Source organism: Okeania sp. SIO3I5, assembly GCF_010672085.1.
Lineage (GTDB): Bacteria > Cyanobacteriota > Cyanobacteriia > Cyanobacteriales > Microcoleaceae > Trichodesmium.
Map to the genome: position 1 here is coordinate 50811 of NZ_JAAHHT010000030.1, position 21708 is coordinate 72518.

Below are 21708 nucleotides of genomic sequence, written 5' to 3' on the forward strand. Positions count from 1 at the left end.
TCCCCCCTTTCAAAGGGGGGTAGGGGGGATGCCCTCTGCCTTCCTTCCACCAGAGAATAAGTATTCAAGCAGACATGATATCGTGATATCATTCACCAACGCCAGATTTTTTTAGCGATGAATAATAGTTCCTACGTGTTCGCCATTCACTGCCGCAGTAATATTATCTGGCTCAAGGCCATTAACAATTTGAACTTGGCTTATTTGTCGGGAATAATCAAGTAAATCTAACAAAACCCTTTCAAATGGTAAGGTAGCAAAATCACGTTTTCTCACTTCCTCTGTAGAAATTTCTGAGATAAAGTTTGCATCTTTATCAATCTTAGGATCTCGATCGTAAAGTCCATTGACATCCTTAACCAAAGTTACACTTTGACACCCAAAACATTCTGCTAATAAAAATGCACCAGAGTCGCTACCATGAGGAGGAATACGTCCAATAGCAGGAGGATGTTCCCATAATGAATATGGAGGAACTCCTGTAAAAATCACTCCAGGAACACTACGAATAAATAGGGGTAAAAGATGTCCGAAAACTTCTGGAGGAATAGCAACCACCCCATAAGGAGCTAACAATGCACCGAGAACGTGAGCATTCCCCAAAGCATCTGCTTGAGCAAGTTCTGCTAATACACCAGAGGGCATTCCCAAATCTATACCGATGGAGAATACATGGCGAGTTCTAGCGCCTCCTCCTGTGCCAATAATTAGCTTTTTCGACTCTAACAAAGTTCCTAATGCGTCACGGACTGGATAGGTAGCACTGCGTCCTTTATCAAGAATAGAACGCCCTCCTATTTTGACTACATAAGTGTCAGGAAGCATCCGAATAACTGGCGCTTCCGTAGATTTTTGTACCTCTTTGTCAAGTAAGCTTTCACGCATTAACAGAGAGTCAAGATGATGTCGGCGATCGCCGTTGCTTTCTAATACAGTTGTCATTTCAGTTACCAATTATCAGTTATCAGTTATCAGTTCCTCTGACTAAACTCAGAGACTTGAAATACTGAAAGTTTATCTTTTTCATCCCCTTGAAAGGGGAGAGTTGAGACCATATTTTTTGGTCATAATGATTCCCAATGTTCAGTTATCAGTTATCAGTCATCAGTTATCAGTTATCAGTTATAGCATCTAGCACTTGGTATTTAGATGCCTGAGATTGCTAAATGGTTAAACTTATAGGACTTACGCAAAGAAACCCGGTTTCTACGATAAATTGTTGTTTTTGACAATAAACATCTACGAGAAACCGGGTTTCTGGGTTCGCATGGCGTAAGTCCTGACTTAGCCAAAGATTACTTCTAACTTTTAACTTTTGACTTTTAACTTCAACTTCTATGATTACTTTTGAATTTTGACTTTTGAATTTTGAATTCTATCAGTTATCAGCATAAATTTCTGTGCCGATATCTTCACCATTAAGAGCGCGAGTTAAGTTACCCTTTACCAATCCATTAATGATCCGAATAGAACGGCGATTCTTAGCAATTTCCATGAAGTCTAACACAGGACGTTCTACCACCACATCTTGTAAGTCTAACTCTTTTAATTCCTTCACAGAAATTCTTTTGATAAACTTAGCACTCGGATCTTTTTTCGGATCGGCAGTATATAACCCTTCCTCATCTTTGATGAAAATCATAGATTTTGTACCAAAAACTTCACTAACTAAATAGGCACCAGTATCAGTTCTGTGGGGAGGAATACGACCAATTTTCGGATTTTCATGCCAAAATGTATAGGGAGGCATCCCAAAGAAAATCACAGCTCCTCTTTCCTTTAAATAGTGTGCCATTTGCCCAAACTGCACTGGTTCAATAAAAGGAATACCATGCTTTGCTAGCAGATAATAAATTATCCGAGCGTTCTGCATACTGACAAAAGTTCCTAATACACTTAAAACTCCCGTGGGCAGTCCTAAATCTACTCCCACACTGTAAGCATGACGAGCGCGAGTGCCTCCTCCTGTACCAAGAATCATTTCATGGCTGCCTAAATTTTCGGCTATTTCTTCTATTAAAGGAAATACAGCAGCTTTACCTCTATCTATAAAGCTTTGTCCGCCAATTTTCAAGACATTTGCAGTGGGTAAAATCTTAATCGGTGCTTCTTTTTCTGTTTCGGATAAAACTTGTTGGTTGCTCAGGGAACCTGTTACTAAAGATTTACCTAATTCCGAAAGTAATTGACTGTCTTTTACTGGAGTTTGCAGATTCATAAGTATTCAGTAATTGAGATTGAATTTTTTAGTGTTTGATTGTAAGCATTCAGCTATTAGCGTTCAGCATTCAGCAGTTAGTAGACTTCTTGCAGAAGTCAGGGAATAGGGAATAGGGAATAGGGAATAGGGAATGAAATTGTTGATTTCATATCTCGCAATTGATTTCATTTTTGATTTTTGGAGATGTCTAATAAATCATAGCTGATAGCTGACTGCTGAATGCTTAGATAAAAAAGCCTTCAATGATGTAAGCTTCTTCTGATTCAATGGAAGTTTCTAAGTTATTAAATTTGGTTTTTGCCCAAATTTCTAATTCACTGAGAACAGATTCTTTAACCGCTATTGGCGGATTAATTCCAGCTAATCCTTGTTTTTGCTGCCAGCTATCAATAGATTGTTGTGGGGTATTAGTTACTTGCCAACTGCTAACTTTGATCGGGTCAATTTTTGTTGAATTTCTTTCTATAAATAACTCATTAAGTTGGCTATGTTTTTGTTCTTTTTGACGTTGCGATAACCCATGTTCTTGCAGAAGATTGCGCATTTTTTTTCGCATTGTTTCTCTCACGCTATCGGGCTGTCTTTGAATTTTACCTATGAGAAAAACTGCCCCTTTTCTGTCAGCAATCCGAAAGCTTTCATTGACAATATGTTCTAGCTCAAGTAAGTGAATTGTTCGGGAACTAAAAATAACTTTCGTACTACTATCCGGCACTGGCAAAACCTGATTAGCATCTGCTTGTTTTAAGTTCCAATTTTGTTGTTGATTATGCAACTTTTGCCTGAATATGTCAAGCATTCCATCCGAAACATCAAGCCCCAAATATTGACAGGATGACTGAATTAACCACTCACCAATTATACCTGTTCCTGCCCCAATTTCTACTATTAAATCATTGGGTTGTACTTGGGCGATCGCCAGTATTTTTTGAGCAATGGCACAACAAATATCTGGGGATAATCCTACTCGCGAATCGTAGCTTTCTGCTTGATTATCAAAAGGAGCATGGCTAATTTTCACTGCTTCATTTCAGTAAGTTTGACATTGTTTTACTCTATTATTTTTTTGGATAAATTCCTTGACTCCTTAATATTTTCTTTGGTTTATTTACATAAATAATTGAGCTTTTAGTAATGTCAAAATATAATGGCACTTTTTTATTAGTTTTTGATTTTTTACCCTGAAATAAAAGTTATATAATGATAATAATTCTACAAATAACTGTAATAATTTTACACATAAAAATGTCTCTAAATAGTTTATAAAAGAAATGTAATGCTTTTGGAAATATCTAAATGAATAAGGAAAGTCTATTACAATCTCTCAATGCTGCCATCGCAAAAAATAAAGATGAGCCTGTAGCGAGAGTTATTTTTGGTCTAGCAAAACAGGTTTGGCAAATTGACTGGACTGTTGCTCCCTTTGATATTCTGAGTCACTATCTTGAGTTTGATATCTCTTACTTTTATCGGTTTATGTCAATGGATCAAGGCGATGAAGCTGAAGAACAACAGTTACTTAAAGATTGGATAACTACTAGACATGCTTTAGACAAAGAAGGCAAGAAACGACTACCTCAGTTAGCAGATGAACTAAATCAGTTACGAGTTGCAGCAAGAAACGCTTAATTATATTTGATCTTGATTATTTTGAGGGGATTAATGGTTTTTATTTGTTACCATAATCCCCCTCTTTATCAATTATTCAGTTATTAATACAGCATTGACAGATAAAGGCTTTAGGTTTTTTTGTAGCCTCAGAAAAGTGCCAGATTTTCAGTCTAAAACCGTCAAAAAGTTAGCATTTTGGGCAGGAGTTAGGCAAAAAAACACTCCCCCACTCCCCCACTCACCCACATCCCCTACCCCTTATATCCATGTCAGTCTTAAGAACAGTCCTTTTTTTCTATACAATTTCCAATTCCTTTATGGTAATGGCTTGGTATTCACATCTAAAATACTTGAATAATCATCCTTGGTACATTGCTACAGTAGCAAGTTGGTGTATTGCTTTCTTTGAATACTCACTTCTGATCCCTGCTAACCGGATTGGTTATCCTGAACTTGGCTTATCAAAATTGCAAATTATACAGATAGGAATGTCCTTAATTGCTTTTATTCCTTTTAGTTTCTTTGTGATGAAAGAACCTATAAAAAAAGATTATATTTGGGCTTCTTTTTGTTTATTAGGAGCGGTTTATTTTATCTTTCGCAAAGTTCGTTAAAGGGAAAACTTCATTAATGGATAATGGATAGTGGATAATGGATAATTACCTCTCCCTTTTTTTGCTCTGCTTTATAAACATCTTTCTCTTTTCATAAAACTTGACAACATAGACAAGTTATGTTGAAGTCTTGAATCGGCTTTTTCAGGAGAAAAGAGTATTTTTCAATACACTTTTTTATGAATGTAGACAGAATTCTTCCTCCCCCTCCTCCCCATCCTCCCCATCCTCCCACAAGGGTTTCAAGAGTTCCTTATAAGGGATAGCTTTTAGGGAGAGGATTGACTAAAAGGAAAAGATTGATTTTTTTACCCTTGAAAAGGGAGGCTTTAAACCTAAAATTATCTAATTATTTAGTTGTTTCATTATTACAGCGCTTTTCAGATTGATGAACCACATCGTCAGAACCAAAACCCTGTAGGGACTAACCATGGTTAGTCCCTACTGTAGTTTACTGAAATGAAAACTGCTGTAATTAGGGCTTGCTGATTAAATCTGAAAGTGTTTACAGCTCAAGCTTTTAGCCTTTTTAAGTATTGAAAAAGTGGGAGATTTTGAGTTGAAAAGCCTCAAAATGTTAGTATTTTAGACGCATACATAGTTGGACAGAGAAATTGAGGAACAATTCTAACTTCTAACTCCTCTAAATTCCCATTTCTACTGACTACGTACGGACGTTTAGCTAAAGCACAACTTTCCTGACGGAATGCTCCACAAACGTTAACGCTACACGACATGTTTGCGTAGCATTCCGGAACGGAAAACGCATTTTTGTTATGCAACGTCCCTACTACTACAAAGAGCAAAAATACTTTTTCAGCAAACCCTAATTATTTCGGTAAGATCGAGCTGATTGTTACTTCTTTTCCTGGCCAAAAATGAAGTTTGTCTTAGTTCTTTTTCCAGTCTTTTTCTCCAACTTTCTGTCAAACAGGATTATATTTGAGCCGCTTTTTTTTTATTAGAAGCGGCTTATTTTATTTGTTGCAATAAAAAGGTAAAACCTAAGATTGAGCTGATTATTACTCATTTTACTGGCCTACAACTAAGTTTGTCTGGCTTCTTTTTCCAGCCTTTTTCTCAAAGTTCCTTCACCAACTAAAAACTGATAACTGTATTTGTATAGAAAAATCATACTTATAAAAAAATTGTTAAATTAATTCCTAAATTCCCAGAAATAAAGTTTAATATGACAAAATGTCAAAATAAAGCAAAGCTGTTGAGCTATTACCAATTTAATTAAGAATCAGATTCTCTAGCAGTCATTGCTGTCATGTTTTTGTTAGTCAACATATAGCAGTCGCCTTTACTTTTAGGACTTATGGAATAGTTGCAACCAGAGAAGACCAATAATCAACTTTATTCCTTCTGCTATAGGTATTTATTGTCCACAATATTGAACTAGGAAAAAGAATAAAATGACCCAACAAAGTGATGAAAAAAAAGCTTCGGAAAACCAAGAGCAAGATATTTTAAGTTCACCACTAGGCAGACGAGCATTTTTAAGTGGATTTGGTCTAGGAGCAGGAATAACAGCAGCCTCTTTTATCGTATTCGGTGCTACTCAAAATAAAACCACTTTAACAGGAATTTCACCAGTAAGTTCACTAGGAGAAACTCCTGTTAATGGATTTCCCCAACCTGAAACTATTGCCAATGGCACTCCACAAAGTCCAGCCCAACTCAGAGTCGCTCAAGAAAATATTAACATTTTAGGTACAAATCCACGTACTGAGTTGACTCGTTGTTTCAATGGTGACGTCCCTGGACCTACATTTAGGCTACAAGCGGGTGAGCGAGTAAATATTAAATTAGTTAATGCTTTACCTAAAAATACAACAGGCACTACCGATGGAACTTGTCCAGGAACTATGGACAGACCCCGTTGTTTCAATACCACCAATTTACACTTTCATGGGTTTCATGTCTCCCCTATGAGTATTGCACCTGGTGGAACAATAGTCTCTGGTGGCAAAAATGATGAGGTAGAAAAGTCGTCTGATGATGTTCTCTATGAACTTGAACCATCTACAACAGGGGGGTCTACTGAGCATCCCTATTGCGTTTATCTTCCCACAGATCATGCTCCTGGAACCCATTGGTATCATCCCCATCTGCACGGTTCAACTGCTATTCAAGTCGTTGATGGAATGGCAGGTGCTTTAGTTATCGAAGATCCTCCAGAAGACAAAATTGATGTCGATCAAGATTTATTATGGATTATTCAAGAAATCATTGGTAATAGCGATGAGGATGTTTATACATGTGGAGGGACATCTAGAGAATTTACGGTTAATGGGCAATCACAACCAACCTTAACCATAAAGCCTCAAGAATTGTGTCGTTTCCGTTTTATCAATGCGACTGCTACACCAAGAGGTTTTATGACTTTAAAAATCCAGAAGTGTAACAGTGCTGAGTGTGATATTAATGATGTCAGTGATGATAGCCCATGGGAAGATGTCGTTAGTAATGTAGATTTTACATCAGGAGTGTTTCAAATTGCAGTTGATGGTATTAGTCATTATCAGCAACCTCCAACACCAATGTCATCTATGTTACTGTCTCCAGCGAATCGTGCTGACTTCTTAGTTAAGCTAGAAGAAGGGAAATACAGGGTCTTTAAAGATACGTTTCCTGGTGTTGGCGCTACGACACAACAGACATTAGCTTCTATTAATGTTACAGGTACGCCCGTTTCTTCTCCCAAAGATATTCCGCCGACAATCCCAGGAGATTTCCCAGATTATCTTAAACCCTTTGATACTCCAAATCCAGAGCCCGCAAAAACTATTTCTTTTGATAGGGCTGGTCCCAGTTGTTTTAACAAACCTCCAGAGACAGTCATCCCAAGAAAATTTGAGGTTGATAATAAAGTTTATGATCCTGAACCCCCTAATGAAACAGTACAAAATGTTGATATCAACACGGATGAAGTATGGGAACTCACCAATACCACTGGTGCAGCACACCCATTCCACATTCATGTTAATCCTTTCAAAGTAATTGAATGTAATGGTTGTACGGATGAGGTAGATCCAACAATTTGGTGGGATACCTTCTATATTCCTCCTAAGAATGGTCAAACAAATGGTTCAATTAAAATTCGCCATCGTTTTAATAATTATCCTGGTAAATTCGTCTTCCACTGTCATGTTCTGATTCATGAAGATTTGGGAATGATGCAGAATGTTAACGTTAAGGGAACAGGACTTGCTCCTTGTCAACCTTCCGGCGGAGAAACCTTTACCTGGAATCCCGAATCTCCCTCAGCAAATGCCTAGAAGCAATTGATGTAGGGGAATATCTTTTGTAGTCAGGTTGAATTCTGACTCAATTAATAAAGCTTTTATCCCCATCAAAAACAATAGCTGATGGCTAAGTGTTTATGAATTCTATCATGTCCGGTAGCATTGGAGCGTGTATAAAATTAAGTCACAATTGCAAGAAATCCTTCAGCATAAGTGCCTGTCAGATATGCGTCTTACATTCTGTTCGCAAAGCGTTTCCTGCTGAAATGGAGACCTCACCAATTAGCGATCGCTTCTACCCTCTGCCTTCCTTTCAACAAAGTATAAGTATTGAAGCGGACATGATATTATTTAGGGCTTGATAGAAAAAAATCATAATTGTAAAAAATTGTTAAGTTAATTCCTTAATTCTACAAATAAGGTTTAATATGACAAAATGTAAAACTTAATAAAAATTGTCTTGCCTTACAAAACTTTACAAATAGTCTCTAAAGCAAATGACTGAGCAACATATTGAAGAAAAAGCCTGGGAAAACCCAGAACCAGATACCCCAAAATTAGGGATAAGTAGACGAGTATTTCTAGGAACTGGAATGACTGCTGCTGCTGCTGCCTTCATTCTGCCTCGTCAAGCGATCGCCGAATCAACCTGTCCAGATGTATGTCCTTATATTCTTCCTACACCTGAACCCTTTGTTTCCCCTTCTTTTTGCGATCCCACAGAAGTCCCAGTAGGTCCAAGTCAATTGTTGTTGGATACATGTGATTTAACTCTTCCAGATGCCGAGGGAAGCGACTATACGATCTCTGTGCGCCTTTATAACGATTTAATACCTGGACCGACTTTTAGGCGTGATCCGGGGGAAAAGATTGAATTCACATTGTACAATGAACTACCTCCTAACGACTTGCCAGGGGGACAAACCTGCTCAGATTTGCAACACAACAATGAACCTGGGTGCTTTAATAGCTCGAATATGCACTTTCATGGATTGCACGTTTCCCCAAGAACTAATACTTCAACTAACATTTCTTCTGATGATGTTTTCGTAGAGGTTAGCCCCGGTGAAGACCACCAATATTGCGTTGCCCTGCCTGAATTCCACGCCCCGGGAACCCACTGGTATCATGCCCACCGCCACGGTTCGACTGCAATTCAAGCTGCTAATGGGATGGCCGGGGCAATTATTATTCCAGAACCGCCAGGAGAGAGACGATTAGGGGTAACAAACGACAATGATAAAATCTGGTTAATTCAGGAAATTCTGGATGTTTCTGATGGAGAAGCTTTCTATACCGCGAGAGGGAACAGTACAATAGGACAATTCCTAGTTAATGGACAGTACCAACCCACCTTAACTATAGACAATCCTCATACCCTACAACGGTGGCGATTTATCAATGGCACGGGAACTCCTCGCGGACTAATGACTCTGAAGTTATGCAAATGTGATGACGAAACGGACACCGGTACTGACTGTGGTACTTTAGAAGATATGTATCTAATTGCGGTTGATGGCATTTCTTTCTATGGTAAACCTCCTCAAAGAGTTGGTACTGATGGTGTTGGTGCTTATCAAGATGGTTGGGAACTTGCCCCAGGAAATAGGGCCGATTTTCTCGTTAATCTGCCAGCAGGTCTTTATAAAGTCGTTAAAGCTGGGTATGAAACTCAGAACGTAACCCCATCGAATAACAACGCACAAGTCTTAGCCTATATTCAAGTTAACGAAGGAACTGATGCTGAAGGAGAAATCCCAGAGTGCATTGAGGGGGAATTACCTTGTTATCTCAGACCTGTTACTGATCAGGAGATTGACAATACTATGGACAGTGGGGAACCTGGTTCTTTGGGTAACCCACAAGAAGTTAGTTTTTCCACTGCAGGTGCCCAAGGTGCAGGAAATTATTTTATTAATGGAGCACCATACGGCGAAGGAGAAGACTTTGTTATGAACCTTAATACTGCTGAACAATGGGTCTTATCAAATACACAGGGTTCTCCTCATCCCTTCCACATTCATGTCAATCCTTTCCAAATAGAGGGTGATAAGATCGATCCGTCTGGACCGGATGAGCCTTCAAATTGGCGTTGGTGGGATACAATTGCTGTTAATCGAGGTTCCAGTGTTACCATTCGTCACCGCTTCTTAGATTTCGATGGAGAATTTGTCCTACACTGCCATATTCTGATTCATGAAGACCAAGGGATGATGGCAAATGTCATAATTGATGGAGATGGTGCCGATCCTTGTGTTATTCTCCCTCCCCCCAATTCCTGCCCTTACCCTGCACCCGATTCCTGCCTTGAAAGCATTAGACCTCGCCGGAAAAGAGGGAACAGGGAACAGGGAAAAGCAAGAAAAAATAGATAATTTATGGATGAAAATTGATTTGATTTTTAATTTTCGGAGACGTCTATTGACTGAAACTTACAGTATGGTAGCTAAATTTTTCGTGATTTAGCCATTCAAAAGACAGTGAGCTATGATGTTTCACTGTCTCTTCAACTATTATAGGACTTACGCAATACAATGTATTTTCGTCATTGCGACCGACTCTTAAGCAATCTCAAGTCCTAGTTTTTCGTACCTTATATCAAATACGGTAGTATCGGTAGAATTCTTGCCCCGTAGGGGTTTGGTCTCCAAACCCTCGACAAACTGGGAGTTTTCACTCTTTTCTGATGGTAGAATTTATCACTTCCGTTGCGAGCGCGGATTTGATATTATGCGTAAGTCCTGTATTATAAAAATTCGGTTGAACAGTCGTCCGCAGCGACGATAGGAAGCAATTGACCTGCGCCCCCTGAGATTGCGTCCTTCCACTGACTGAAGCCAAAGGAACTGATAACTAAAATGACCAGACTTATTTTGAAACAAGTCCTTTTAATTGCGATCGCTACTTTAGTTTCTTTAACGGTTATTCTGAAAGGATCGATCGCTCAAGAAATTCAAACGATTATTCCGAACCAAGATAATACCATCATTGAAAGTGCCACGGGCGCTCTCAGTAATGGTCAAGGGCCAATATTATTTGTCGGACGAACCAACCAACCTCAAGATAGTATCAGACGAGGGGTAATTTCTTTTGATATTGCTAACGAGATTCCCAGAGATTCTAAAATTACTTCTGTCACCCTAGAATTAACCCTCGAAAAAACTCCAGGTGGCGAGCAATCTATTGAATTACATCGACTGCTGAAAAACTGGGGAGAAGGAAATTCTTTTCATCCAGGGGGTAGGGGCGATCGCTCAACTGAAGGGGATGCTACTTGGATTCATAGTTTCTATGGTACTCAATTCTGGTCAAATCCAGGAGGTGATTTTTCCGAGAAAGTTAGTGCAGTAACAACGGTGGGAGATGAAGGAATTTATACTTGGGAATCTACTTCAGAAATGGTTGCCGATCTACAAGAATGGTTAGATAATCCTGATGATAATTTTGGTTGGTTACTGTTAGGAAATGAAACTGTTTCCAGAACAGTAAAAGGGTTTGCAAGTTCGGAAAATCCTGAACTATCAGCGCAACCACAGTTGAGGGTTACTTACGTTGAAAAGTAGGAGAAGCGATTGAAGCGGTGATTAATGATTTTTATTTGTTACCAAAAAATCAGGTCTAAAGCCTCCCCTTTTAAGGGGATGAAAAAAATATTTAATTCAGTATTTCAAGCCTCCGACTTCAGTCGGAAGTTCACTGATAACTGATAACTGATAACTGAAATGACCATAATCCTCCTTTTTAGTTGCAATCTGACCAATATTGATATAAGGAATCAATCAGAATATTCATGGCAATACGGTGACCGAAAAATTTGGGTCTCAAGCCTCCCCTTTTAAGGGGATAAAAAAAAAGAATATTCCCTATTTCAAGCCTCCCTATTCCATTGAGGTACTGATAACTGATAACTGATAACTGATAACTGAAATGACGGTTGCTTTTCAAGGGTTCTCCATCATCAAAGATTAAGTCTGTAGGTGGCATGGGTGCTTCCCTGTCGGGAGCGACTTCGGTTAGTAACTCAGTTTTGGGAGATGTTTCTGTAGTCATTTTTAGCCGCCTTCGATCATATTTTCATTATTAGAATAGCATGGATTGAATAATTAGGACTAAAGTCATGCGAACCCAGAAACCGGGTTTCTTGTAGATGTTTATTGTCAAAAACAATGATTTACCCTAGAAACCGGGTTTCTTTGCGTAAGTCCTGATAATATTATGCCTGTTTAGTAGAAAAAAATCATAATTAGAAAAAAGTGGTTAAATTAATTCTCTAATTTTTAGAAATTAAAGTATAACATGACAAAGTGTTAAACTTTTGTCAAATCCTTCTGCTTTACAAATAATATTTAAAACAAATGACTAAGCAAAACCATGAGCAAAAACCCAGGGAAAACTTAGAACAAAATACCCGAAAGTTAAGGATAAGTAGACGCACATTTTTAGGAACTGGAATCGCTGCTGCTACTACTACTTTGATTATCCTTTATCGATCGCTCGCCAGATTAACCACCTCTAAATTTCCTCCACCTCCACCCTATAGATACACTAATTTTCGCGAACCCATAGAATTCACAGGAAAAGAATTGCGTGTGGCAGAACATCAGTTAACTCTTCCAGGGAACGATGGAAGCGAGGGCGTTCCGATCTCTGTGCGTCTTTATAACAATTCAATACCCGGACCAACTTTGAGACGCTATCCAGGGGAAAAAATTGAATTCAAATTTATCAATAACCTACCTCCTAACAACCAGTCGGGAGGGAACACCTGCCAAGAGTTGCAACACGACAATAAACCTGCGTGCTTCAATACCACCAACGTACACTTTCATGGATTCCACGTTTCCCCAAAAACTGATAGTGGGGTTTCTGCTGATGATGTCTTCGTAAAGGTTGAACCCGATGGTGGAGAGCATCAATATAGGGTTGATATTCCTGAGTTTCACGCTCCAGGAACCCACTGGTATCACGGACACCACCACGGTTCGACTGCGATTCAAACTGCTAGGGGTATGGCGGGAGCAATTATTATTCCAGAAGACGACAAAAATAAATTAGGGGTAACGGACGATAACGATAAAATCTGGTTGATGCAAGAAATTCAAGATGTTTCTGATGGAGTTGGATTCTATAGAGCGGATCGGAACAACATCAAAACACAATTCCTAATTAACGGAGAGTACCAACCTACTTTAACTATAGATAATGCTCATACCTTACAACGGTGGCGGTTTATCAATGCCACCGGAACCGATCGCGGACTAATGACTCTGAAGTTATATAAATGTATGGATGAAGGGGATATCGGTTTTGAATGTGAAAATTCAGAGTTACAGGATATGTATCTAATTGCAGTTGATGGCGTTTCTTTTTATGGTCATCGTCCTCAAAAAGTTGGTAATAGTAATTATCAACCTTATCAAGATGGTTGGGAACTTTCCCCTGGAAATCGCGCTGATTTTCTGGTTAGTCTGCCAAAAGGTGATTATAAACTGGTAAAAGATCGGTATGAGACAATGAATGTCAGGGCATCAAATATCAACAGACAAGTGTTAGCTTACATCAAGGTTAAGGGAGAAAGTGATGCCAGAGGAAAAATTCCAGATATGATTGAGGGAGAGTTGCCTGATTATCTGCAACCTATTAGCGATCGCGAGATTAAGAATTCTGGGGAAGGTTCTTTGAATGTACCACGAAAAGTTAGTTTTTCCAGAGCATCGGGAGGAGGTTTAAGGCATTATTATATTAATGGAGAACCTTATGATCCAGAATCCCAGGACTATATTCTGGAGCTGAATACTGCGGAACAATGGGTGTTATCAAATCCATCGGAATCACCTCATCCGTTCCACATTCATGTCAATCATTTCCAAATCAAGGGGGATTTAATCGATCCAGATAAAGAGGATATGCCGTCAAATTGGCGTTGGTGGGATACGCTTGCTGTTAATAAAAAAAATGTCACCATTCGTCATCGCTTCTCAGATTATGATGGGAAGTTTGTTCTACATTGCCATATTCTTATCCATGAAGACCAAGGTATGATGAGGAATGTCAGAATTATAAGAAAATGATGAGAATAAAATTTAAGCACTTGGCTAACACATTGGTAACATTTGTGTTTTTTGTTGCAATAACCATGATTTCGGCAATTCCCGCCGAAGTAAGTTCTTTGGTTTGGACTGTAAACTCAAAAGGTGAAGTTTGGACTCTAGATGAACAAGGTGGTGGAAAACTTTATAGTACAACAGGTTTTGCTGGAGATATTGGTGTTGGAGCAGATGGTACAGTGTGGACTATCACTACTCAACCCCAAGTTGGCGAGGGTGGCAACATCCCTGCTTGGCTCTCAGATCCAGAAACTTCCAAATGGACGAAGTTAGGCTCGCCTGCTGCTGCAATCAGAATAGCTGTTGGGCCTGATGGAATAGCTTGGACTGTAAATTCAAAAGGTGAAGTTTGGACTTTAAATAAACCATCAGGTGGAGGGCTACTTTATAGTTCGCCAGGCTTTGCCAAAGATATTGGTGTTGGAGCAGATGGTACAGTGTGGGTTGTCACTACCGAACCTCAAGTTGGCGGGGGTGGCAACATTCTTGCTTGGCTCTCAGAACCAAACAAGGGAGCTTGGGGATGGACGAAGTTGGGATCGCCTGCTGCTGCAATCAGAATAGCTGTTGGGCCTGATGGAACAGCTTGGACTGTAAATTCAAAAGGTGAAGTTTGGACTTTAAATAAACCAGCAGGTGGAGGGCTACGTTATAGTTCGCCAGGCTTTGCCAAAGATATTGGTGTTGGAGTAGATGGCACAGTGTGGGTTGTCACTACCGAACCTCAAGTAGGTCAAGCTGGTAACGTTCTTGCTTGGCTCTCAGAGCCAAACAAGGGAGCTTGGGGATGGACTAAGTTAAGTTCGCCTGCTGCTGCAATCAGAATAGCTGTTGGATCAGACTGAACACAAAGAGTGTTTATCTTAACCTATTTCTAAATCCTATGAATGTACCTTTTTATCCACTTAGGGTGGGCAAAATAGCCCACTCTGGGGTTGGGGGGTTAGGTTTTACCCACAATTTTAGTCTAGGTGTGCTAGTAGGGTGAATATTCTGCTCGTCCGAAAATATCAGGAATTAGCGATCGCTTTTCCTTTGCTATTATAGAGTAAGTAGAGATTGCTTCGGCTGGCTTGACTCAGATAGATTGAGGTTAAGTCTAACATCACCGCCTCGCAATGACAATCACGAACCTTTTTATGCACCAATAATAAGTAGGGTGAGTATTCTGCCTGCCCGAAAATATCAGGGATTAGCGATCGCTTTTCTATTTAGGATACATCGAAACAACAACACTGCCCCAACAACTCCTAAATATTTTCTCCAGTAACATCTCGGTAGCGATAGAATATCGATTCCGCAGCTATATCGCTCTTTTTCTGTAGATTGATGTTCTATTTATCTATTGTCCAATAGTTAGAGCTTGGTTATTGAGTCTCAAAGTATTTACAGGCAAAAGTTTCAGCCTTTTTATTCTTTTTATTTCAAAGATTGATGTTTTATCTAACTATTGGACAATAGTTACAGCAGTTTCCGCCCGTTGATGAAATACATACGCAGAGCAGGTGAGGCAGCTATATACTTTCATGCAACAAAGCCACTGATAACTGATAACTGACTATAGGGTAGGGCGATCGCTACAGACAAAATTATATTTGAGTCCGGTACAATTTTCATGGTTTCTCTGTAATTATTTTCTCCATCTGCTCTTCTTGTTCGGTTCTAACTTCTGCAACCAAATCCCCCGAATAGATGCCATGAGTTTGTTGAATTTCTGCTCGGAGGGAATTTAAACATTCTAAAGCTTTTTGAGGTTGGCGATCGCGCACATCAGAAGTTCCATCGCTTCTTTGTTTGAGGGTTTCTAATCCCAGACGCACTACTTCTACAGCAACTTCAGAGAGTGTCTGATGTTTTTGAGTCCCTAACTGGAGTAGGGTGTTGTACTGTTCTGGTTCTAAAACCAGTGTAGGATATGGATATTCTGTCATCTTATTCTCTGAACATAAATATTTTGGGAATTTTTCTGATCGTATCATTATTTTCAGGAAATACCAACAATATTTCCATTGCTTCTTTAATTTCAGGACTTACACCAAATACTAAATTACACACCACTCTTAGGGGCGAATGGCATTCGCCCATACTAGATACAGCGGTGTTGCGTAAGTCCTGAATTTATCAAAAAATTTCAACTCTATGCTCATTTATCAAAATAGTGTGTTAATCTGTAACTATAGGAAAAAGTACGCGCAGATAGAGTCACTTTTAAAACTATAAAAACCATGTTGAGAGTAAATAAACCAATATGACAAATATATCCGTTAAAAAATCTGAACCACCATTGCCAGCAAAGGAAACTTTGCCTACCATGTACGACTTACCAAGCGAAGATCCGGAGGAACCTGGTTTGCCAGACGTATTTCACGACTTTCAACCTGAACTTTTACGCCAAACTTTTCAACCGCCTAACTGGTATCCCGATAAATTGTTTTGTGCTACCGATTTGAATCTCTACTACGATGTTAAACATCTTAAATGGTACAAACGCCCAGACTGGTTTGCAGTTGTGGGAGTCCCGAACTTGTATGAAGAATGGGATATGCGCAGGAGCTATGTAGTTTGGGACGAAAAAATTAACCCGTTCGTAGTAGTCGAGTTATTATCTCCGGGTACAGAAGATGAAGACTTAGGAGAGACAATAGGAGAAGAGGGAAAACCTCCGACTAAGTGGGAAGTTTACGAGAGCATTCTGCAAGTGCCTTATTATGTTACCTTCAGTCGCGATACAAATGAAATGCAGGCGTTTCATTTAGTGGGTAATCGCTACCAAAGAGCAAAGTTAAGTGAGGGACGTTTGTTGCTTCCGGAGGTAGAACTCAGTCTGGGTTCGTGGCAGGGTAGTTTTAATAGTGTAAATAGACTCTGGTTGCGGTGGATGACTCCGGAAGGAGATTTGATACCGACTTTAGAAGAGAAGGAAGCAGCAGCTAAAGAGGAGGCAGCAGTAGCTAAACAGGAGGCCACAGTAGCTAAACAAGAGGCCACAGTAGCTAAACAAGAGGCCACAGCAGCTAAACAGGAGGCAGTAGTAGCTAAACAACGAGCTACTAATGCTGAACAACGAGCTACCAATGCTGAACAGGAGGCAGCAGCAGTTAAAGAAGAGTTAGCAGCAGCTAAAAAACAAAGCGATCGCTTACTAGCGAAACTGCAAGAGTTGGGTATTATTCCTGAGGATTTCAGTTAAATAGTCAGGACTTACGCTCCAAGCGCCATAGTCTAGTAGGGGCGAGCAAGCGAATCGCTTCTACAGACTCAAATTAGGAATAGTAAAACCCATTTATGAAACAGGGAATAAACCAATATGACAAATACATCCTTTCAAGATGAACCACCACTTCCTCCAAAGGAAACTTTGCCTACCATGTACGACTTACCAAGCGAAGAACCGAATGAACCTGGTTTACCAGACGAATTTCACAAGTTTCAAGCTCGACTTTTGCGCGACACTTTTCAACCGCGCAAGTGGTATCCCGATAAATTGTTTTGTGCCAACAATCTGAATCTCTACTACGATCTTAAGCATCTCAATTGGTACAAAAAGCCAGACTGGTTTGCAGTTGTGGGAGTGCCGAGGTTGTATGATGGATGGGATATGCGCTTGAGCTATGTAGTTTGGGACGAAAAAATTAACCCGTTGGTGGTAGTCGAGTTATTATCTCCGGGTACGGAAGAAGAAGATTTAGGACAGACACCAAGAGAAGAGGGAGAACCTCCTAATAAGTGGGAAGTTTACGAAAGCATTTTGCGAGTGCCTTATTATGTGGTGTTCAATCGCTTTACTAATAAAATGCAGGCGTTTCATTTGGTGGGCGATCGCTACCAAAGGGCAGAGTTAGTTCAGGGACGTTTGTTGGTTCCGGAGGTAGAACTCAGTCTGGGTTTGTGGCAAGGGAGTTACAATAGGATAGATAGACTCTGGTTGCGGTGGATGACTCTGAAAGTAGATTTGATACCGACTTTAGAAGAGGAGGTAGCGGTAGCTAAACAGGAGGCAGCAGTAGCTAAACAACAACAGGAGCGCTTGGCAGCGAAACTGCGAGAGTTGGGTGTCGATCCTGACGAGTTGAGTTAAATAGTTTTTTTGAGATAGGGGAATAAACCAATTATGACAAAGATGAAACGATCCACTACTAGACTACTCCCAATTGGTTCCATTACCCTTCTTCCTAACCCAAAAACATTAACGGAAGCTTACAATTATTATAAAGAAAACATAGAATTTATCTGTAATGCCCAAAGTGCTTATTATTCCACACTATCATTATGAAAATGAGTTTACCAACTTTTTGGAGCAGGTAAATTCAACTCAGCCAGATTTCAAGTTTTATCTTCTGCCACCAGAAAATAAACATACCTCCCCATTAAAAAAAGCTCATGCTGATTATCTTGAGATTCTTGAATTTTTGGATAGACAAAAAAGGTACTTATCGCTATGGGAAGAAGACCTTCTCATATCTTTCTATGACGGTGTGATTACTGCTTTAGATCATGGACTTGTAAACCTGTTCATCGCTGGAGCTAATATAGAAGATTTATATCCATGTACCGCTGTTGTTTCTTTGCAATTTATCTCTTGGGGAATTCTTGAGCAAAAATATGATTATGCACTTCAACGCCATGCACTATTTCATCTCGTAATATGTTGCTTAATTGGTGGCTATACTAAACTTGTCGCTCATCATCAGACTTATGGATGCCTTCTTGACTTTAATAATGAGCTTGTAAGTTTCAATCGTAAGCTTCAAATGGGCTACTACCTATGCTCTAATAGTCAGAGTGGTTGTTATGATGCCATGCAATCTGAACTTTATGGACATTCAATTATTAGTTTGTGCAGAGTTCTAAAAAATGGTATTGACCAAAAAAGATTACAGGTTATTATTCAGGAGTTAATCATGGAACATTCAATTCATCAATATGGTTTTGGGGATAACATTGCAGGTGATAAAGTTATGGGTGACAAAATTGACACTCAAATTAATAATTCTCAAGATTTAGTCCAAGCTTCAAAAGATATTAAAAATTTACGCTAACCAGCTATCGACAGATTATCCAAATGATAGTCTCAGAGTTTTAGGAGCAAAGGCTGTGGATCAAGTTGGAAAGAATCCAGAGCTAAAATCTCGAATTTTGAGAGGAGTAAAAGCTGGTAGTTTTGCAGCTTTAGAAAAAATGGTTGATCATCCTGTTGCACAATTTTTTATTGAAGGTGTCAAAGAAGCCTTGAACTCCTAAACATTTTTTCCAGTAACATCTAGGTAGCAATAGTATCCGCATTGCTAGGGTGTGATTTCTGTTGTCGTCAAATGTTAGCTAAAGAAGGTCGTTTTTCTTATGTCCATCACATCACGAAGTTTGCAAAAGCTCCTCCGGGAGAATATCTCGGGGGAGAAACCCCTTAGCGTTGACCCCGAACAGGCCCAAGAACTGGCGGAAGAATTGTTGGCGCGAGTTGAGCCTCTCGCTGGCGTTAAGCGGAATGATAACTGTCATCATTATAGTCGTTTCCAAAGGGGGGCAAATGCAGATAAGCCCCCCAGCAACACCCTCTGTTGTTCTATTCTGCTCGAAGAATCAAGCGATCGCTGGTATCAAGATCATACCCATTTACATTTGCTCAGGAGTCCGGAGCAACAGATCTGGGTAGAGTTGGGCAGAGAGCGATCGCCTGCTCCTGTTTCAGATATTGGTGAGGTGGTTGCCCTGGTTAAAGCATTTTTGCAGCGGGTTGAGCGGCAAAAAGCACAAGCTGCCAAGCGCAAAAAGCAGAAAGACTTGAAAGTGCAAGCTATCTTGGCTCAGGTGCGTAAAATAGCCAAGGAAGATGAATTTGACTTTGCCACTGACATGGATACTATTAAGCTTAAGCTGATTATTCGTCTGTCTGACCAAGACTACTTTGCTATTTTGATTCCCTTTAACCAGTTCAAGGAGGTGCTACCCAAGTTGCGCACTGCTATTCGGGATATCCGCGAGACTTACAATACCGGCGTTCGCTTTACAACCCATCTCAAGCGGGGCGGCCGTTCTAACTGGATTCGTCATCAGGATTTGTAGTGCCGTGTCACGGAATTCAAAATTCAAAATTCAAAATTCATGCAGCGAGTGCGTAATTCTGAGGTCTCCGTTTCCTGCGGAAAGGCTTCGCCAACAGAATGTAAGACGCACTCAAGACAGTCCAAAGTAATATTTTATAGCTCAAAATGGCTTTGTTGTAATAGCCTTATGACATCCGTTCCGCTTTTCGGTTATCAGAGCCGATATGAAAGGTGAACCTAGTGGCAGCTATATCACCCTCTTTCTATTATTCTATTGGCCAATAGTTAAATCGCTCAAAGTTTTTACAGGTATAAGTTTCAGCCTTTTTTTTAAGAAAGAAAACATAGATTTATTTATTGGACAATAGTTGTAGAAGTATGAAGTACATAATATGCTTGGATCTTGTGCGGTAGCTATATGTTTTCATACAACAAAGCCACTCAAAACTTTGATACTTCAGTAATTTCAGCAAATTATTCGATATCTAAAGTTTGAAACTATTTGTAACATTTTTTTTTCAAATTGGTATAAGTAGGTAGACAAAATTATTCGTATATTTTAAATTAAATGTTAATGTTGTCGATCATTTTTTATCTCTATGACGACAGAGCAACCAAAAATGCACAATTAATTTTGTCCAGGTAGTTAGTTAAATGCAGAAGAATAAAGGTAAAAGAAAATGATTCGTATTGATGCCCGCGAACTTTATCAAGTTCTAGAACTAACCCCACGGTCGCAAAATATCCTCCTGGTGGGCAAGCATGGTATTGGCAAATCAGAAATTATTAGCCATTTCTACCGTCAGCGTCAGAACCTGTCCGTAATCCCTTTCTTTTTGGGTCAGATGAGCGATCCTGGGGATTTGATTGGCTTGCTCCATAAAGATGAGAAAACAGGCCGTTCGGTTTTTTTACCCCCCTACTGGTGGCCTGAAGCCGATCGCCCGGTGGTACTCTTCCTAGACGAGCTTAACCGTGCCCGCCCCGAAATTTTGCAGGCGGTTCAAGACCTGACTCTCAACAAAACTTTGGCTGGTAAACCCCTACCCCCTGGCAGTATTGTGATTGCTGCGGTGAATGCGGGGGAAGAATATCAACTGACGGAACTCGATCCAGCTCTGGTGTCGCGGTTCAATCTCTATGAGTTTGTGCCGACGGTGGAGGATTGGCTACTCTGGGCTGCCAAGCAGGATATCGATTCACGGGTGCTGACATTTATCCAACAGCATCCGGAGCATCTTGATGGTGACAATCCGGATGCGGATGCAGCGATCGCTACTGCTGGCTTAATTAAAACTCCCGATCGCCGTGCTTGGGTAAAAGTCGCGGATTTTGTTAGCAACCATAAAAAGCTGGAGGAGATTCACTTCAAACTGATTGCCGGTATGGTGGGCACTCGGGCTAGTATAGCCTTTCGCCAAAGCATTGCTACCCAAAGGAGTCTGGGGCCTGAGCAACTCCTGTTGCAGTATTCTAAGTATTCCAAACAGCTCAAAGAGATGGAGATTCATGACTTTGCAAGTTTGAACGAACAGGTATTACTCTGGCTGAATACCGGCCATTGCCCCGAAGCAAAAGCGGATAATGCCCGCAAAAATCTGTTGAAATATCTCCAGTATCTCCGTAAGGCTAAACAACAGGAAGCGAGCGCTCATTTTTCCTCCCTGATTCAAAGCCCCAAATTTAGCGATGCTATGGGGTTTGTCGCTGAATCAATAGAGCTGATTGACTTTTTATCGGAGTATTTGGAGGCGATCGATGTATGATAATCTCCACTCGTCAGCGCATTGCTCGCGTTGATGTTGACGACCCGCTCCGGTACATGCTATAATTGTTGATTGACAAGTACGATAAGGATAA

20 protein-coding genes are annotated in these 21708 nt (G+C 40.0%); 14 read left to right on the top strand and 6 right to left on the bottom strand.

Annotation, left to right across the window (positions count from 1 at the left end; genetic code table 11):
• Window positions 1–111: 111 nt before the first annotated feature.
• The 3 genes from F6K40_RS09610 to F6K40_RS09620 form a co-directional block, all read right to left on the bottom strand.
• On the bottom strand, window positions 112–942 hold the full coding sequence (locus F6K40_RS09610) for an amino acid kinase family protein (protein ID WP_293134701.1): 831 nt from the start codon (window positions 940–942) through the stop codon (window positions 112–114).
• 436 nt (window positions 943–1378) lie between these two features.
• Entirely contained in the window at window positions 1379–2218 is an 840-nt protein-coding gene (locus F6K40_RS09615) for an amino acid kinase family protein (RefSeq protein WP_293134704.1), read from the bottom strand.
• A gap of 226 nt (window positions 2219–2444) precedes the next feature.
• The gene (locus F6K40_RS09620) at window positions 2445–3242 is read right to left on the bottom strand and encodes a class I SAM-dependent methyltransferase (protein ID WP_293134706.1); all 798 of its coding nucleotides are present in this window, start codon (window positions 3240–3242) and stop codon (window positions 2445–2447) included.
• 275 nt (window positions 3243–3517) lie between these two features.
• Here F6K40_RS09620 and F6K40_RS09625 point away from each other — a divergent pair, with 275 nt between their 5' ends.
• The 5 genes from F6K40_RS09625 to F6K40_RS09645 all read left to right on the top strand — a co-directional run bounded on the left by F6K40_RS09625 (window position 3518) and on the right by F6K40_RS09645 (window position 11260).
• Window positions 3518–3850, top strand: a complete 333-nt coding sequence (locus F6K40_RS09625; RefSeq protein WP_293134709.1) for a hypothetical protein — start codon at window positions 3518–3520, stop codon at window positions 3848–3850.
• A 248-nt stretch (window positions 3851–4098) separates the two neighbouring features.
• Window positions 4099–4446, top strand: a complete 348-nt coding sequence (locus tag F6K40_RS09630) for a DMT family protein (RefSeq protein WP_293134712.1) — start codon at window positions 4099–4101, stop codon at window positions 4444–4446.
• A gap of 1418 nt (window positions 4447–5864) precedes the next feature.
• Window positions 5865–7730, top strand: coding sequence for a multicopper oxidase family protein (locus F6K40_RS09635; protein ID WP_293134715.1), 1866 nt, complete (start codon window positions 5865–5867; stop codon window positions 7728–7730).
• A 464-nt stretch (window positions 7731–8194) separates the two neighbouring features.
• Window positions 8195–10072 carry a multicopper oxidase family protein gene (locus tag F6K40_RS09640; protein WP_293134718.1) on the top strand — a complete coding sequence of 626 codons (1878 nt, stop codon included), beginning with the start codon at window positions 8195–8197 and terminating at the stop codon, window positions 10070–10072.
• 483 nt (window positions 10073–10555) lie between these two features.
• The gene (locus tag F6K40_RS09645; RefSeq protein ID WP_293134721.1) at window positions 10556–11260 is read left to right on the top strand and encodes a DNRLRE domain-containing protein; all 705 of its coding nucleotides are present in this window, start codon (window positions 10556–10558) and stop codon (window positions 11258–11260) included.
• 178 nt (window positions 11261–11438) lie between these two features.
• On the opposite strand, the gene F6K40_RS09650 is transcribed toward F6K40_RS09645, so the two are convergent.
• Window positions 11439–11747, bottom strand: coding sequence for a hypothetical protein (locus F6K40_RS09650; RefSeq protein ID WP_293134724.1), 309 nt, complete (start codon window positions 11745–11747; stop codon window positions 11439–11441).
• Window positions 11748–12052: 305 nt separating this feature from the next.
• On the opposite strand from F6K40_RS09650, the gene F6K40_RS09655 reads away from it, so the two are divergent.
• The 3 genes from F6K40_RS09655 (at window position 12053) to F6K40_RS09665 (ending at window position 15074) form a co-directional block, all read left to right on the top strand.
• Complete coding sequence (locus F6K40_RS09655) at window positions 12053–13768, top strand: multicopper oxidase family protein (RefSeq protein ID WP_293134727.1); 1716 nt, start codon at window positions 12053–12055, stop codon at window positions 13766–13768.
• Window positions 13765–14649: a tectonin domain-containing protein gene (locus F6K40_RS09660; protein WP_293134730.1), complete on the top strand. Its 885-nt coding sequence runs from the start codon at window positions 13765–13767 to the stop codon at window positions 14647–14649. Before F6K40_RS09655 ends, F6K40_RS09660 begins: the two co-directional genes overlap by 4 nt.
• A 242-nt stretch (window positions 14650–14891) precedes the next feature.
• Window positions 14892–15074: a hypothetical protein gene (locus tag F6K40_RS09665; protein ID WP_293134733.1), complete on the top strand. Its 183-nt coding sequence runs from the start codon at window positions 14892–14894 to the stop codon at window positions 15072–15074.
• A 343-nt stretch (window positions 15075–15417) separates the two neighbouring features.
• Here the strand turns inward: F6K40_RS09665 and F6K40_RS09670 are convergent, their stop codons facing one another.
• On the bottom strand, window positions 15418–15735 hold the full coding sequence (locus F6K40_RS09670) for a hypothetical protein (protein ID WP_293134736.1): 318 nt from the start codon (window positions 15733–15735) through the stop codon (window positions 15418–15420).
• A gap of 1 nt (window position 15736) precedes the next feature.
• Window positions 15737–15889, bottom strand: a complete 153-nt coding sequence (locus F6K40_RS09675; RefSeq protein ID WP_293134739.1) for a hypothetical protein — start codon at window positions 15887–15889, stop codon at window positions 15737–15739.
• Window positions 15890–16052: 163 nt separating this feature from the next.
• Between F6K40_RS09675 and F6K40_RS09680 the strand changes: the two genes are divergently transcribed.
• The 6 genes from F6K40_RS09680 to F6K40_RS09705 all read left to right on the top strand — a co-directional run bounded on the left by F6K40_RS09680 (window position 16053) and on the right by F6K40_RS09705 (window position 21614).
• Window positions 16053–16994 carry a Uma2 family endonuclease gene (locus tag F6K40_RS09680; protein ID WP_293134742.1) on the top strand — a complete coding sequence of 314 codons (942 nt, stop codon included), beginning with the start codon at window positions 16053–16055 and terminating at the stop codon, window positions 16992–16994.
• Window positions 16995–17111: 117 nt separating this feature from the next.
• Window positions 17112–17882 (top strand): Uma2 family endonuclease, encoded by a 771-nt coding sequence (locus F6K40_RS09685; RefSeq protein ID WP_293134745.1) that lies wholly within the window; start codon window positions 17112–17114, stop codon window positions 17880–17882.
• A gap of 157 nt (window positions 17883–18039) precedes the next feature.
• Window positions 18040–18843, top strand: coding sequence for a hypothetical protein (locus tag F6K40_RS09690; RefSeq protein WP_293134748.1), 804 nt, complete (start codon window positions 18040–18042; stop codon window positions 18841–18843).
• A gap of 55 nt (window positions 18844–18898) precedes the next feature.
• Complete coding sequence (locus tag F6K40_RS09695; RefSeq protein WP_293134751.1) at window positions 18899–19045, top strand: hypothetical protein; 147 nt, start codon at window positions 18899–18901, stop codon at window positions 19043–19045.
• Between the two features lie 99 nt (window positions 19046–19144).
• Window positions 19145–19867, top strand: coding sequence for a hypothetical protein (locus F6K40_RS09700; protein WP_293134754.1), 723 nt, complete (start codon window positions 19145–19147; stop codon window positions 19865–19867).
• Between the two features lie 661 nt (window positions 19868–20528).
• Entirely contained in the window at window positions 20529–21614 is a 1086-nt protein-coding gene (locus tag F6K40_RS09705) for an AAA family ATPase (protein WP_293134757.1), read from the top strand.
• Window positions 21615–21708: the final 94 nt, after the last annotated feature.